Raw genomic sequence first — 13,852 nt, forward strand, 5'->3', positions numbered from 1 at the left:
ATCTTTTCAAGTAAACCATCTTTTTTGTTTAATTATTTTTTCATCTTATTAAACAAAATAGTAAATTTGAATACTTAATGAGACCAATTAATCTATTACATGAACGCCGTTAAAACCCAATTCAGCATTAAAGATCTGGAAAGTTTGGGTGGCGTAAAAGCACATACCATTCGCATCTGGGAGAAACGCTATAACTTGCTAAACCCAGAACGCACGCCAACTAACATACGTACGTATACTTTAAAAGACCTTCAGAAATTATTGAATGTTACTTTTCTTCTTGAGAATAAGTATAAGATTTCTAAGGTGGCAAAACATTCTTCTAAAGAAATTGCAGAGATCGTTGCAGATCTTGTTTCTAAAAATAATCTCTCAGATAATCACGCGATCAACTCTTTAAAAATTGCGATGATGAATTTTGATCAGCAATTATTTGCAAGAACCTATGAATCGCTTTCTACAGTTTTAAGCTTTCGCGAAATATTTGTGCAAGCTTTTGTACCTTTACTCAATGAGTTGGGTTTACTCTGGCAAACAGATACTATAAATCCTGCTCATGAGCATTTTATTACCAACCTTATCAAACAGAAAATACTGCTAAAAATAGAGCAGTATCAACTGGATCATTCTCCAACCAAAAGCAAAACCTTTGTACTTTTTCTGCCCGAAAATGAATTACATGAACTCGGGCTCATGTATCTTAATTATGAGATAATAACATCTGGATATAAGTGCATTTATTTAGGCCAAAGCATACAGCTGGACAGCTTAAAATATCTGCTCACAAACCAGACAAACCTGCATTTTGTATCCTATTTTACGGTAAAACCTGAAGACCAGACCGTAAAGGATTACGTAAGTGATTTTAACAGGGAATTATCGAGTAGCAAGATTCCATTTTACATCCTGGGCAAACGGGCGCAGCAGGTTGATCAAAGTGAATTGCCCGATAATGTCGAGATCTTTCACACTATAAAAGATTTTGCAAAAGTGCTTTAAGGAAAAGAATTAAATGAATAAAAAGATTTTGGTGTTGGGTTCAGGTTTTTCATCATTGGCAGCAGCTTGCTATCTGGCTCAAATGGGCAACGAGGTTCATATTTATGAAAAGAATAAAACCATAGGTGGTCGTGCGCGACAATTAAAACGAGACGGTTTTACTTTTGATATGGGTCCCACCTGGTACTGGATGCCAGACGTTTTTGAGCGATTTTTTGCCGATTTTCATAAGAAACCAACCGATTTTTACACCCTCGAAAAACTCAATCCTGCATACAGTGTTTACTTTGATACGAATGAATACATCTCAATAGAAGATACTCTTGAAAAGATAAAAGCAGCTTTTGAAAAGGAAGAACCGGGAAGTTCTGTAAAGCTTCAAAAATTTATAGATGAGGCTAAAAACAATTATGACGTTGCAATAAAAGATTTGGTCTACAGACCAGGCGTTTCTCCGCTTGAGTTAGTCACACCGGTTACCATTAAAAAAATTGGTTCCTTTTTTAGCACCATTAGTAAAGAAGTGCGTAAATCATTCAAGAATCCCAGATTAGTTCAAATTCTGGAATTTCCTGTGCTTTTTCTAGGAGCTAAACCCAGCGATACTCCTGCCTTTTACAGCTTTATGAATTATGCTGATTTTGGTATAGGTACTTTTCACCCAAAAACAGGAATGTACGCGGTGATAAATGCTATGGAAACTTTAGCTAAAGACCTTGGTGTCACAATACATACCGATAAAGAGGTTACCCGCATACGTACTAAAGATAACCATGCTGAAGGAATCGAGATAGATGGCAAGGTTGTAGAAGGAGATATAATTTTAAGTGGTGCAGATTATCATCACACCGAAAAGCTTCTTCCACAAAACCTTAGACAATACTCAGAAAAATTTTGGGAAGCCAAAACTTTTGCTCCTTCTGCCCTGCTCTTCTATGTAGGTTTTGATAAGAAACTAAAAAATGTAAATCACCACACTTTGTTTTTTGATGTTGATTTTGAAAAACACGCCCGCGAGATTTACGATGAACCAGAGTGGCCGCAAGAACCGCTTTTCTATGCCAGTTTCCCTTCAAAAACTGATGAAAGTGTAGCTCCAGAAGGACAGGAAGCAGGTATTTTTCTTGTTCCTATCGCAGCGGGACTTCATGATACTAGCGAAATGCGCGAGCAATATTTTGATCTAATATTGGATCGCTTTGAAAAGCTAACAGGACAAACAGCTAAAAAAAATATTATATTTAAAGAATCATTTTGTGTCAATGACTTTGTTGAAGACTACAATTCATACAAAGGTAATGCCTACGGAATGGCTAACACACTCTTGCAAACAGCGTTCTTAAGACCTAAATTAAAAAGTAAGAAAGTAAAGAACTTGTATTTTACAGGTCAACTTACCGTACCCGGCCCCGGCGTACCACCTGCTTTAATTTCAGGGAAGCTAGCCGCAGGATTGATCGCTAAACATCATTAAGGATGAAAGAAATTTTTGATCTTGTTTCTATGAAATGCTCAAGAACTGTTACCAAGTTCTACAGCACTTCGTTTTCTACCGCCACTCAAATGCTGGCTCCCGGCATAAGACAGGATATTCATAACATTTATGGTTTTGTACGTTTTGCAGATGAGATCGTAGATAGTTTTCATGGTTATGAAAAGGAAATTCTTTTCGACCGTTTTGAAAAAGATCTTGAATATGCCCTGATTGATAAAATAAGTTTAAACCCTATCCTTAATTCATTTCAGCACACATATCATAAATATGGTATTGAGCAACATCTTGTTGATTCATTTATGAAGAGTATGCGTCTTGATCTTACTAAGAGCAAATACCTCACTAAAGATGAGTACAAAGAGTACATCTACGGCTCTGCAGATGTTGTGGGTCTTATGTGTCTTACCGTTTTTGTGAAAGGTGATCGCAAAAAGTATGACGAACTAAAAGAATGCGCAATGAGTTTGGGTTCGGCTTTTCAAAAGGTGAATTTTTTAAGGGATCTTAAGGCAGATTATGAAGAATTGAGCCGTACTTATTTTCCCAATACAAATCTTGATAAACTTGACGAACTAAGCAAACAGCAAATTATCGCAGATATTGAGGCCGATTTTGCTAAAGGTCTGGAAGGTATTTGTAGACTGCCGGTAGAAGCTAAGTTTGGTGTTTATACCGCTTATCGATATTATCGTAAATTGCTAAGTAAATTAAAAAGGACACCGTCTTTAGAAATTAAAAATACGCGCATACGAGTGCCTAATTACGTGAAGGCCTCACTTCTTGCGCGCAGTTATGTAAAATATAGATTAAACCTTATTTAAAATGCAAATCTTAATCTGGATTTTAGTTTTTGTCACCACATTTTGTATCATGGAGTTTATGGCGTGGTTCACGCACAAGTATGTAATGCATGGCTTTTTATGGTCGTTACACAGCGATCATCATAAAAAAGATCACGGTAGCTGGTGGGAGCGCAATGATTTTTTCTTCATCTTTTATGCACTTATTAGCATAGGCTGTTTTTTATTATGGCAGTATGAAAATGTGTGGATTGGTCTTCCTATAGGTTTAGGAATTTTCGCTTATGGTCTTACATATTTCTTTGTTCACGATATATTCATTCACCAGCGTTTTAAGATGTTTCGCAATGCTAATAACTGGTATGCAAAAGGTCTGCGTCGCGCACATAAAATACATCACAAACACATAGGTAAAGAAGATGGTGAGTGTTTTGGTATGCTGGTACCACCACTAAAGTTCTTTAAAACCAAATGAGTTTTTTAACTGCCGAATGGCGAAAATTATGCTTTGCCAATTACGCGGTAGATCCTAAAGTACTGCAACCTTATCTTCCGGCACATTGCGAACTAGACTTTTTTGAAGGTAAATGCTATGTGAGTTTTGTAGGTTTTCTGTTTGACAACGTAAAATTGAAAGGAATATCCATCCCTTTTCATACCAGATTTGAAGAAGTAAACCTGCGATTTTACGTGAAATATCGCGATAATGATGTCTGGAAAAGAGGTACCATTTTCATTTCTGAAATTGTAAACAAACCGGCAATTGCCTTAATTGCCAATACTTTTTACAACGAAAAATATAGTCTTTGCGCTATGGATTATAAACACGCTCTAGGCGAAACTGAAAATACCTTCTCTTATGAGCTAAAAATCGGTAAAAAGTGGCAAATTTTCAGCGTTACTACGGCTAAAGAACTCAGACCTTTTGATTCAGGAAGCGCTACCGAATTTATCACAGAACATTATTGGGGCTACAGCCAGAAAAGCAAATCACAATCTATAGAATATGAAGTACGCCACCCTAAATGGGAAGCTTACGAAGTAAAAAACTATAAGATTGATATTGATTTTGGCGCAATTTACGGTGCTGCTTTCAGCGATTTTACCCACAAAAAACCCGATTCTGTAATGTGTTTGGAAGGTTCACCTATCTCAATAGAAGGTAAAATTTTAATTACAAAGTAATTACCGTAAAATCTGGCTTTACAGGATCAAGATCATCTATGATCTTATCGATCAGATCTGAACCATATTCCAGATAAAACTCTGAAAAATTACCCACACGTTCCTGCAAATTCTGCTCAGGGAATAATTCATTTTGTAAATCTGTCAGGCGTTTTACATGATCACCCAGCTTTCGCTTTTGAGCTTTAAGTAATCTTTTTTCTAAAGCGTCAAGACCTTTTAGTTGTTTTACTTCCTGCGATTTAACTGCGCCCAAAAAAGTAGGATCTGTTTCTTCAGCGATTTTATACATCGCTTCAAATTGTTTTACGAGATGTTCCTTTTGTGGCGAAAAATCAATATCTATATTAGAGATCTTCCTGATTTTTCTATTTACAAGATCATTTTGATTTAAGAAAATATCTTTCAGACTCAAGTCGAGTTTATGTATTTTCTCCTGCTGTTTTTCGGTTATGATCAACGCAGAATTTCGCAAAAGCAAAATAGGAAAAGGCACACCCACAGCTTCAAAATAATCTCGTAATTCAAACCAATATGCCAATTCGCCACCTCCTCCTATGTAACAAAGATTAGGCAAGATAACTTCCTGATACAACGGCCGCATGATTACATTAGGACTGAATTTTTCAGGATTTTTATGGAGTTCATCAAGAATCTCTTCCTGCGTGAACTGTATCTCTTTATTGTGTACAAAGTAATTACCATCGCGCTCAATGATACGCTCTCTGTAATCTTCGCCTAAATAGAACAAATTGATCTCCCGTGGATTCACCTGCACATTGTAGCCGGCAACTTCAAGCGCTTCGGTTTTTGGGTTCACCGCATTGAATGAGGTTTGCTGCTTTAGTTCTTCTTCCATGTAAGGAATAAAGAGATTTTTCAACTCCCGGCAATTCGCATCAATAATTACTAAACCATAGGCGGTAAACAACTGGTTTGCGAGATACAAAGTAGCTTCAGCCAAATTATCGTGCTTTAAATATGCGTTTTCAAAAAGATCACACAATTCTTTAGCAATCTTAGTTGAGCCAATTTCTGCGCAAAATTGCTTGTGTACAGCGTCAAGACCTTGGGTAGATAAATTACCTACCGCACCCTTATTGTTATCCTGAATATCGGGTCTGTTCCACTTTACTTTTTTTCCGTGCAAACGGAAATAATTTATTTCATCAAAATCGTGATCTTCTGTCGCCATCCAGTAAACGGGAACAAAATTATGATCTGGATGTTCCTGCTTTAGCTTTCGCGAAAGCTTAATCGCACTTATTATTTTATAGAGAAAATATAACGGCCCCGTGAACAGGTTAAGTTGGTGGCCTGTTGTGATTGTAAACGTATTGCTTTCAGCCAGTAGTGAAATATTCTCGCTCGTATGATCTGAAATCTCTAATTTCTCGTATTGCTTTCTTAAAGCTTTGACCAGAATTTCCCGATTTTCGGTCTTAAAAGCCGATTTTTCATCGATTTGAGCCGAAAATCCTTCCAGATCTGGGAACCTGTGATAAAATGATCGTATCTGCTCTTTTTGATCCAGATAGTCACATATAATTTTTGAGAAATAACCCGTTTCAGAATACGGGATATGCTGGGTGGGCATGAATTTTATTTTGACCTGTAAATATAAAAGTACAATGTGTTTTGGGCTGCTAAAGTTACGTTAATTCAGGCATACCACATAAGTCTATTTTTAGTAGCTTTAAGGCTTCCAAACCCACAGACTCATGATCAAAAAAATTACCCTAACACTTACTCTTCTTTTTACTTTCGTACTAACCGCGCAATCTTTAAAATCTCCCGCTGAATTTTTAGGCTATGAAATAGGAACTCAATTCTCGAGACACGCAGATGTTGTGCGCTATTTTGAATACGTAGCTCAAAATTCTGATTGGGTGACTTATCAGGAATACGGCAAAACCAATGAGCGCAGGCCACTCACCTACGCGGTTGTTACTACACCTGAAAATCTGGCAAATCTGGAAACAATTCGTACAAATCAACTAAAAAACGTAGGAATCGTTTCCGGTGATTCAACTCCAGACAAAGCCATCGTATGGTTAAGCTACAATGTACATGGTAATGAGGCCAGCAGTACAGAAGCCTCAATGGCGACTTTATACGAATTGATAACTACTAAAAAAGACTGGTTAAAAAATACAGTTGTAATTATAGATCCTTGTGTAAATCCTGATGGTCGCGACAGATATGCAAACTGGTACAACCAGGTAAAAGCAACTCCTCATGATAAATCTCAGGATGCCGCAGAACACCATGAGCCATGGCCGGGCGGAAGACCAAACCACTATTTATTTGACCTGAACCGCGATTGGGCCTGGGCCACGCAAATAGAAACGCAGCAAAGACTTAAGGTTTACAATAAATGGATGCCGCATGTTCACGTAGATTTTCATGAGCAAGGCATTAATGAGCCTTATTATTTTGCGCCTGCAGCAGAACCTTTTCATGAAATAATAACCGATTGGCAGAGTGAATTTCAAAATGCCATTGGTAAAAACAATGCAAAATATTTTGATGAAAAAGGATGGTTATTCTTTACCAAAGAGCGTTTTGACCTTTTATACCCTAGTTATGGTGACACCTACCCCATGTACATGGGCGCAATTGGGATGACGTTTGAACAAGCCGGTCACGGTCGTGCAGGCTTAGGAATTAATACAGATGAAGGTTTTGAGTTAACACTTGTAGATCGCGTTGCGCATCATAAAACTACCGGACTTTCTACCGTAGAAGTAGCGAGCAAAAATATAGACAGATTAAATACTGAGTATAAGAAGTATTTTCAAAATTCTGATTTGAAATATAAAAGTTATGTTTTGAAAGGAAATCCCGATAAACTGGCCGCGCTAGCTGAGCTTCTTGATAAACATGAGATCAAGTATGGTTATGCCGATAATGGTAAAGCCTCAGGATTTAGCTACGCGAAAAATGACTCAGGAAGTATGGAATATGAACATGCTATGGTCGTAAGTACAGACCAGCCTAAAGGTAAAATGGTAAAAGTTCTTTTTGAACCAAATGCAAAACTGAACACACCTATCACTTATGATATTACTGCATGGAGTTTACCGGAAGCTTATGGTCTGGAGACAGTAGCTACAACGTCTTTGGTAACAGCAAATGCAACAAACCAAACTCCGGTTTATAATAATGTGGCTGATTCAAATTCTGCGGGATACATTACTAAATGGGACAGCATGAAAGATGCGGAGTTTCTCGCAGACCTTCTTAATAATGATATTAAAGTTCGCTTTACAGAAAAACCCTTTAAAAATGCTGGCGTAGATTATGGCCGCGGTTCGCTGATTATCACAAAAAGTGATAACAGAAAATTAGAAGGTTTTGATAATACAGTTATACAAATAGCAAACAAACACAACCGAAAACTAGCCACCGCAGCGAGTAGTTTTGCCACTTCAGGACCCGATTTTGGCTCACCAGATATTAAACTAATAAACAAGCAACGTGTCGCTTTATTAAAGGGTGATCAGGTTTCATCGTTGAGTTATGGCGCTACCTGGTTCTTTTTTGAGCAACAATTAAAATACCCTGTAACTTCTATCAACACAGATTATTTTGATCGTATAAACCTAGATGATTATGATGTTATCATCATGCCTAGCGGTTATTACAATGGTTATTTAAATAACAAGCTTTCAGATAAAATTAAGTCGTGGGTGCAGAGTGGCGGTAAATTGATCGCCATAGGTAACGCGGTAAGCGCTTTTGCAGGAAAAGATGGTTTTGGTCTTAGTAAAAATGAAGACGCTTCAGCTAAAAAAGACAAAGACAGTACAAACGTTGAAGAGAAATTAATTCCTTACGCTTCTCGTGAGGAAGAAAGCGTGAAGGATTTTATTACCGGAAGCATCTTTAAAACTAAAGTAGATTCAACAAATCCTATGGCTTTTGGTTATGAGGATACATATTACAGCTTAAAACTAGGTGACGATTCTTTTTCACTAATTGATAATGGTTACAATGTAGCTTACATAGGTGAAACTCCGGAAAATGTATCAGGTTTTGCGGGTGCAGATGCAAAAGCCGGACTAAAAAATTCATTGGTTTTTGGCGAAGCCAGATTAGGGAGCGGAAGCATTATTTATATGGTCGACGATCCACTTTTTAGATCATTTTGGCAAAATGGAAAACTCTTTGTTGTAAATTCAGTATTCTTTGTAAACAACAATAAATTCAGACTTTAAAATAAAACGCCTTAGTGAATATACTTGAAATAAGAATATTAGAGAGCATTGTTGCCCTTGTAATTCTTTTGTTGATCCGTTATATAATCATACGGATTGTGGTGAAGCGATACTTAAAAGCAAATTTTGATATCACACGTAAGCAGCTCACTATTAAATTAACTAACGTGCTGTTTTTTATAATGATAGCATTTTGCGTTGCTGCCATCTGGGGATTAAGCGGCAGAGATGTTTTTACCTATATCACCTCTATGCTTACAATATTAGGTGTCGCTTTTTTTGCGCAGTGGTCTTTGTTGAGCAATATAACTTCCGGGCTGATTTTGTTTTTTAACCACCCTTTGAAAATTGGAGATTACGTTGAGATTATTGATAAGGATTTTCCTATGGAAGGTCGTATTGAAAATATCACCTTGTTTTTTCTGCACTTGCGAAATGCCAACAATCAGGTTTATACACTTTCTAACACAGTAGTTGTTCAGAAAACGATGCGCATTATTGCGCCTGAAGAATTTCTTGAACACGTAGCCGAAATTGAACATCAGGCCGAAGAAAACCGGGAAGATGAAGACTTACCACCTTTGGTTTAAAAATAATTGATTTACACTTATATCTATTCGATCTAGAATGAAGAAAATTGCTATCCTATTCCTTTTCAGTTTTGCTATAATATCGTGCAATACCGAAGAAAAAAAAGACACATCGTTTAAAGTTGATTATGACGAATTTACTTTAGACAATGGTCTAACTGTAATCTTCCATGAAGACAAATCAGATCCTGTAGTAGCGGTGGCTTTAACCGCTCACGTAGGATCTGCGAGAGAAAAAGAAGGAAGAACAGGTTTTGCCCATCTCTTTGAGCACTTGTTATTTCTTGAATCTGAAAATTTAGGAAAAGGTGGTCTTGATAAACTTACCTCACGGGTGGGTGGTTCAGGAGCAAATGGATCTACTAATCGAGATCGCACTAATTATTTTCAAACAGTGCCAAAAGACGCACTGGAGAAAATGATCTGGGCAGAAGCAGATAAACTGGGTTACTTTATCAATACGGTGACTGAACCGGTTTTAGCTAAAGAAAAACAGGTTGTAAAGAACGAAAAACGCCAAAGTGTAGATAATAATCCGTACGGACATCAACGAGAAATTATACATCGTAACCTCTACCCAAGTGATCATCCCTATAACTGGGAAGTAATTGGTTCTTTAGACGATCTACAAAACGCTACGCTTGCTGATGTGAAAGAATTTTACAGAAGATGGTATGTGCCCAATAATGTAACATTAACAATTGCCGGTGATTTTGATAAAGAGCGGGCCAAAGAATGGGTGAAAAAATATTTTGATGAAATTCCAAGAGGTGAAGACATTCCTGAATTAGAAAAGGAAATCCCTACACTTACTGAGACTAAAGAATTTTACTATGAGGACAATTTCGCACGATTACCTCAACTTACGATGACGTGGCCGGGACCTTATGCATATCATCCTGACACTTATCCCCTATCTATTCTTGCGACTTATCTATCTGATGGAAAAGAAGCACCGCTGTACAAGGTTCTGGTAGAGCAAAAGGAATTAACTACAAATCCCTACATGTACTCACAGGATTCTGAGTTGGCAGGAGAAATCACAATACAGGTACGCGGTAATGACGGTGTAGATCTGGATAGCATTGCAAAAGGTATACAAACAGCTTTAACTAATTTCGAAGCTAACGGAATCTCAAAAAAAGATCTTAAGCGCATTCAGGCGTTACAGGAAACGAGATTTTACAACAGCTTAAACAGTGTGTTAGGTAAGGGTTTTCAGCTGGCTCAATATAACATATTTGCGGGCGACCCGGGATATATCAATAAAGATGTAGACAAAATGCTTGCTGTCACAACAGAAGATGTAATGCGGGTTTATGAGAAGTATATAAAAAACAAGAATTTTATCGCGACCAGTTTTGTTCCTAAAGGTGAACCAGAATTAGCATTAGCTAACTCTACACCAGCTGAAGTTGAAGAAGAAAAAATTGTAGAAGGTGCAGAAGAAACTTTTGACCCCAGTATTACAGCTACCTATGAGCGCACTCCGTCAAGTTTTGACAGAACTATAGAACCGCCTTATGGCGAAAGTCCGGAAATAAAAGTGCCTGAAGTATGGCGTGGTGATTTAGAGAATGGTTTAGGGATTCTGGGTATTGAGAATGATGAAGTCCCGCTTGTAAATTTCTCACTTACTATTGATGGAGGTCAGCTTTTAGAAAATCAGGATTTACCGGGAGTGGTAAATCTTCTTGCGGAAATGATGACTAAAGGTACCGCTACTAAAACGCCTGTAGAATTAGAACAGGAGATTGAGCTTTTAGGTTCTTATATTTCTATAAATGCCCAACCGGAAAATATTACCATTTCGGGTACTTCGCTTGCCAAGAATTATGATAAGACAATGGCTCTGGTAGAAGAAATGATTCTGGAGCCGCGTTGGGATGAGGAAGAATTTAAACTGGCTAAAAAAGATGCCTCTACTCAAATAGAGCAGCAATTATCTAACCCACGTAGTGTTGCAGACAATGCTTTCGCGAAAGCGATCTACGGAACAGATAATATCCTTTCTCAAAATACATTAGGAACTTCTGAATCGATTGAAAAAATCACCCTGGGAGATCTAAAATCATTCTACAAGTCAAATTTATCGCCTTCTCTGGCCAATTTACATGTTGTAGGAGCAGTTGATAAAGAAACTGTTATGAGTTCGTTAAGCGACTTAGAGCAAAAATGGGAAGCAAAAGATGTTGCAATCCCCATAATTGAAGTGCCGCAGGCACCCGAGAAACCAATCGTATATTTTATTGATGTTCCCGGTGCAAAGCAGTCGCAGTTGCGCATAGGCTACCCTGCACTTGCCGCCAGTGATCCTGACTTTTATAATGCTGATGTGATGAATTATCGTCTAGGTGGCGGTGGTTTTGCCAGCCAACTTACACAGGAATTACGGGAGACCAAGGGCTATACTTATGGAGTAAGATCTCATTTTGAGGGGAGTAAAACTACTGGTCCTTTTGTCATAAGCAGCGGGGTAAGAAGCAATGTAACATCTGAAAGTCTCAAGTTGATCGATTCTATAATCACCAACTACAGCAACAATTTTACCGAAAATGACTTGGAACTTTCTAAAAATTATGAAATAAAAAGTAGCGCTCGTTCTTTTGAAACTGCTAATGCTAAACTTAATTTTCTGGAAAATCTAAGTGCCTATAATTTTAAAGATGATTATATGCTAAGTAGACAAGCTGGTCTTAAAAATATGAATTTAGACGCTATGAAAGCGCTTGCTACTAATTATGTAAATCCTGAACATATGATTTACGTTGTCGCTGGTGATGCAGAAACCCAGCTTCAGAAATTAAAGGAAACGGGAATAGGTGAAGTAAAACTGGTTGATGAAAATTTGAAACCAGTGGAATAGCTTATTCGGTAAAATCAGATACAGGGAAAATAGCCGTGATTACAGATGACTTATTCTCAAGATTTGTTGTCCATGCGAAGTATAAATGATCATTTAGCAATGCCATTTGTGGAAAGCCGCTTGAGCGTTCTGCACTTGACGTTGCTATTTGTATAGGTTGAGATCTTACACCTTCTTTATTAACTTTCATAGCCACGATCACATCTTTACTTGCTACGGTTTCTAACCACGAAACCACTGCTGTATTCTCATCTAACATTTCAACATCTATACGACCTATTGGTTTACCACTATCAAGCCTGATTGCAGGATCAAATGATTCCCCACCATTCCCTGAAAATACTATTTGCACTTTAGGTTTGTCATTAGCAGCACTAAACCATGCTACGGCAACTGTATTCTTATAAGCACTCGCTCGAGGACCATTAACAGGACAGCCGTTAAGTTGCCAGTTATCTTTTGAAATAACCTTTGGCGTAGACCAAATTGTATCTTGTAAACGCACGATACTAATGTCTCTCACTTCTTTTTCATCTTCAGAACGATCACGGTAAACTATTACAGGACCATCATCTGGAACCGCAATTGACGTCTGGCAACAATCACAAACACGATCATCAATAAGATATTCTTCTAATTTATTCCCTTCCGGGTTAATAATAGCTGCTCGAACGGTCATTTGATTGAGTGCTTTGTTCTCATTTACAGTATTTCTGCCATCGAGCCAGGAAGCGATGAAATTTTCGCCATATGGCATTAGCGAAACAAAGCCATGCTCTGCCTGCACATGATCCTCATTTAACAGAATTGAATGCCCCCAGGTACCGTCTGCTGCTTTTACTTTATACTTTATATCGTAAGTGTATTTACCGCTCGCTGATTTCTGTAAAAAATGAGCTATAAAAACCTCCTTATTTGCGGAAAAAATCGGGTAATCTGCCCAATTATTGAACCAGTCTGTGCCGCTTGCAATGGTGTCTGGATTGCTCCAAACGGAATCTCGACTTTGTGAATACAACAGGGTATACAGACTGTCATTTGTCTTTTCTACCCAACTAAGAAAAACAGAATTATCACTAGAAAACAAAGAAGGTTCTGAAGTTATCCCGGTAGCAGGAGAAGTGGTGATTTTTAGCCCTGAATCTTCGTTTTTGGTGCTTTTTGAACCGATTTTATTATCGTTCTTACAACAAGTAAACGCTAATAATAGTATAAGTATAAATGGAAGTGATACTAAATTTTTATATTTCATTGATTTCTTTCTGAAGCAGTTGAAGTTCTTGCTTTTGTTTTGAATTGAAAAACTTGATCTCGATCATTTCGCCATTAGCTTTACCTGAATTAACTATAAGGTTATTTCTAGTTACAACAAATGATGTTATTTCCTTAGCATTATATTCAATGGGTTTTCTATCTAAATATTTTATGGTAAGCTTATGATGATCCCACTTAATTTTTATCACATTATTTTTCAGTTGATATATTCCATAGCCCACCCAGCAAAAACCAACAATAAGTTGGAAGACTAATATAATCTTATTTGAGGTTTCAAAGATTAACCTATAAAAATTGATAGCTATAAAGAGCGTACCCAAGATGATCCAAAGTCCAGCTTTTTTTCTATTAATTCTTCCTTCAATTACCTGCATATTAAGTTGACTAAATGATAACTAATATAACAAAAGTATTTTATAGAA

Annotated in this window: 11 protein-coding genes; 8 read left to right on the forward strand and 3 right to left on the reverse strand. The window is 37.4% G+C overall.

Annotated features, from left to right (window positions below):
* Positions 1–99: 99 nt before the first annotated feature.
* From ACH3O9_RS02045 to ACH3O9_RS02065, 5 genes are read left to right on the forward strand one after another with little or no spacing between them, the layout of a single operon-like run.
* Entirely contained in the window at positions 100–999 is a 900-nt protein-coding gene (locus ACH3O9_RS02045; RefSeq protein WP_416443873.1) for a MerR family transcriptional regulator, read from the forward strand.
* Between the two features lie 13 nt (positions 1,000–1,012).
* Positions 1,013–2,473, forward strand: a complete 1,461-nt coding sequence (locus tag ACH3O9_RS02050; protein ID WP_416443875.1) for a phytoene desaturase family protein — start codon at positions 1,013–1,015, stop codon at positions 2,471–2,473.
* Between the two features lie 2 nt (positions 2,474–2,475).
* Complete coding sequence (locus tag ACH3O9_RS02055; RefSeq protein WP_416443877.1) at positions 2,476–3,315, forward strand: phytoene/squalene synthase family protein; 840 nt, start codon at positions 2,476–2,478, stop codon at positions 3,313–3,315.
* Position 3,316: 1 nt separating this feature from the next.
* Entirely contained in the window at positions 3,317–3,769 is a 453-nt protein-coding gene (locus ACH3O9_RS02060) for a beta-carotene hydroxylase (protein WP_416443879.1), read from the forward strand.
* A complete protein-coding gene (locus ACH3O9_RS02065) occupies positions 3,766–4,479 on the forward strand; it encodes a YqjF family protein (RefSeq protein WP_416443881.1) in 714 nt (237 codons plus the stop codon). The genes ACH3O9_RS02060 and ACH3O9_RS02065 overlap by 4 nt, the downstream gene beginning before the upstream one ends.
* Here ACH3O9_RS02065 and bshC read toward each other — a convergent pair.
* Positions 4,469–6,076 carry a bacillithiol biosynthesis cysteine-adding enzyme BshC gene (gene bshC, locus ACH3O9_RS02070; protein ID WP_416443883.1) on the reverse strand — a complete coding sequence of 536 codons (1,608 nt, stop codon included), beginning with the start codon at positions 6,074–6,076 and terminating at the stop codon, positions 4,469–4,471. The two genes, ACH3O9_RS02065 and bshC, sit on opposite strands and share 11 nt — an antisense overlap.
* Before the next feature lie 124 nt (positions 6,077–6,200).
* Here bshC and ACH3O9_RS02075 point away from each other — a divergent pair, with 124 nt between their 5' ends.
* Genes ACH3O9_RS02075 through ACH3O9_RS02085 form a run of 3 tightly spaced genes read left to right on the forward strand, consistent with a single transcriptional unit; the run spans position 6,201 to position 12,155 of the window.
* Positions 6,201–8,699, forward strand: coding sequence for a M14 family metallopeptidase (locus ACH3O9_RS02075; protein WP_416443885.1), 2,499 nt, complete (start codon positions 6,201–6,203; stop codon positions 8,697–8,699).
* Between the two features lie 14 nt (positions 8,700–8,713).
* Complete coding sequence (locus ACH3O9_RS02080; RefSeq protein ID WP_416443888.1) at positions 8,714–9,289, forward strand: mechanosensitive ion channel domain-containing protein; 576 nt, start codon at positions 8,714–8,716, stop codon at positions 9,287–9,289.
* 37 nt (positions 9,290–9,326) lie between these two features.
* Positions 9,327–12,155, forward strand: coding sequence for a M16 family metallopeptidase (locus tag ACH3O9_RS02085; RefSeq protein WP_416443890.1), 2,829 nt, complete (start codon positions 9,327–9,329; stop codon positions 12,153–12,155).
* A gap of 1 nt (position 12,156) precedes the next feature.
* Here ACH3O9_RS02085 and ACH3O9_RS02090 read toward each other — a convergent pair whose 3' ends face one another.
* On the reverse strand, positions 12,157–13,407 hold the full coding sequence (locus tag ACH3O9_RS02090) for a hypothetical protein (protein ID WP_416443892.1): 1,251 nt from the start codon (positions 13,405–13,407) through the stop codon (positions 12,157–12,159).
* On the reverse strand, positions 13,397–13,804 hold the full coding sequence (locus tag ACH3O9_RS02095; protein ID WP_416443894.1) for a hypothetical protein: 408 nt from the start codon (positions 13,802–13,804) through the stop codon (positions 13,397–13,399). Before ACH3O9_RS02095 ends, ACH3O9_RS02090 begins: the two co-directional genes overlap by 11 nt.
* Between the last annotated feature and the right edge of the window lie 48 nt (positions 13,805–13,852).

Origin of the sequence: Leeuwenhoekiella sp. A16, assembly GCF_047946675.1 — a bacterium.
Lineage (GTDB): Bacteria > Bacteroidota > Bacteroidia > Flavobacteriales > Flavobacteriaceae > Leeuwenhoekiella.

What these genes read in the sequence shown, in the direction of transcription:
- ACH3O9_RS02045 (WP_416443873.1), top strand. Translation starts at nt 100, where the DNA reads ATGAACGCCGTTAAAACCCAATTCAGCATTAAAGATCTGGAAAGTTTG.
- ACH3O9_RS02050 (WP_416443875.1), top strand. Translation starts at nt 1,013, where the DNA reads ATGAATAAAAAGATTTTGGTGTTGGGTTCAGGTTTTTCATCATTGGCA.
- ACH3O9_RS02055 (WP_416443877.1), top strand. Translation starts at nt 2,476, where the DNA reads ATGAAAGAAATTTTTGATCTTGTTTCTATGAAATGCTCAAGAACTGTT.
- ACH3O9_RS02060 (WP_416443879.1), top strand. Translation starts at nt 3,317, where the DNA reads ATGCAAATCTTAATCTGGATTTTAGTTTTTGTCACCACATTTTGTATC.
- ACH3O9_RS02065 (WP_416443881.1), top strand. Translation starts at nt 3,766, where the DNA reads ATGAGTTTTTTAACTGCCGAATGGCGAAAATTATGCTTTGCCAATTAC.
- bshC (WP_416443883.1), bottom strand. Translation starts at nt 6,076, where the DNA reads ATGCCCACCCAGCATATCCCGTATTCTGAAACGGGTTATTTCTCAAAA.
- ACH3O9_RS02075 (WP_416443885.1), top strand. Translation starts at nt 6,201, where the DNA reads ATGATCAAAAAAATTACCCTAACACTTACTCTTCTTTTTACTTTCGTA.
- ACH3O9_RS02085 (WP_416443890.1), top strand. Translation starts at nt 9,327, where the DNA reads ATGAAGAAAATTGCTATCCTATTCCTTTTCAGTTTTGCTATAATATCG.
- ACH3O9_RS02090 (WP_416443892.1), bottom strand. Translation starts at nt 13,407, where the DNA reads ATGAAATATAAAAATTTAGTATCACTTCCATTTATACTTATACTATTA.
- ACH3O9_RS02095 (WP_416443894.1), bottom strand. Translation starts at nt 13,804, where the DNA reads ATGCAGGTAATTGAAGGAAGAATTAATAGAAAAAAAGCTGGACTTTGG.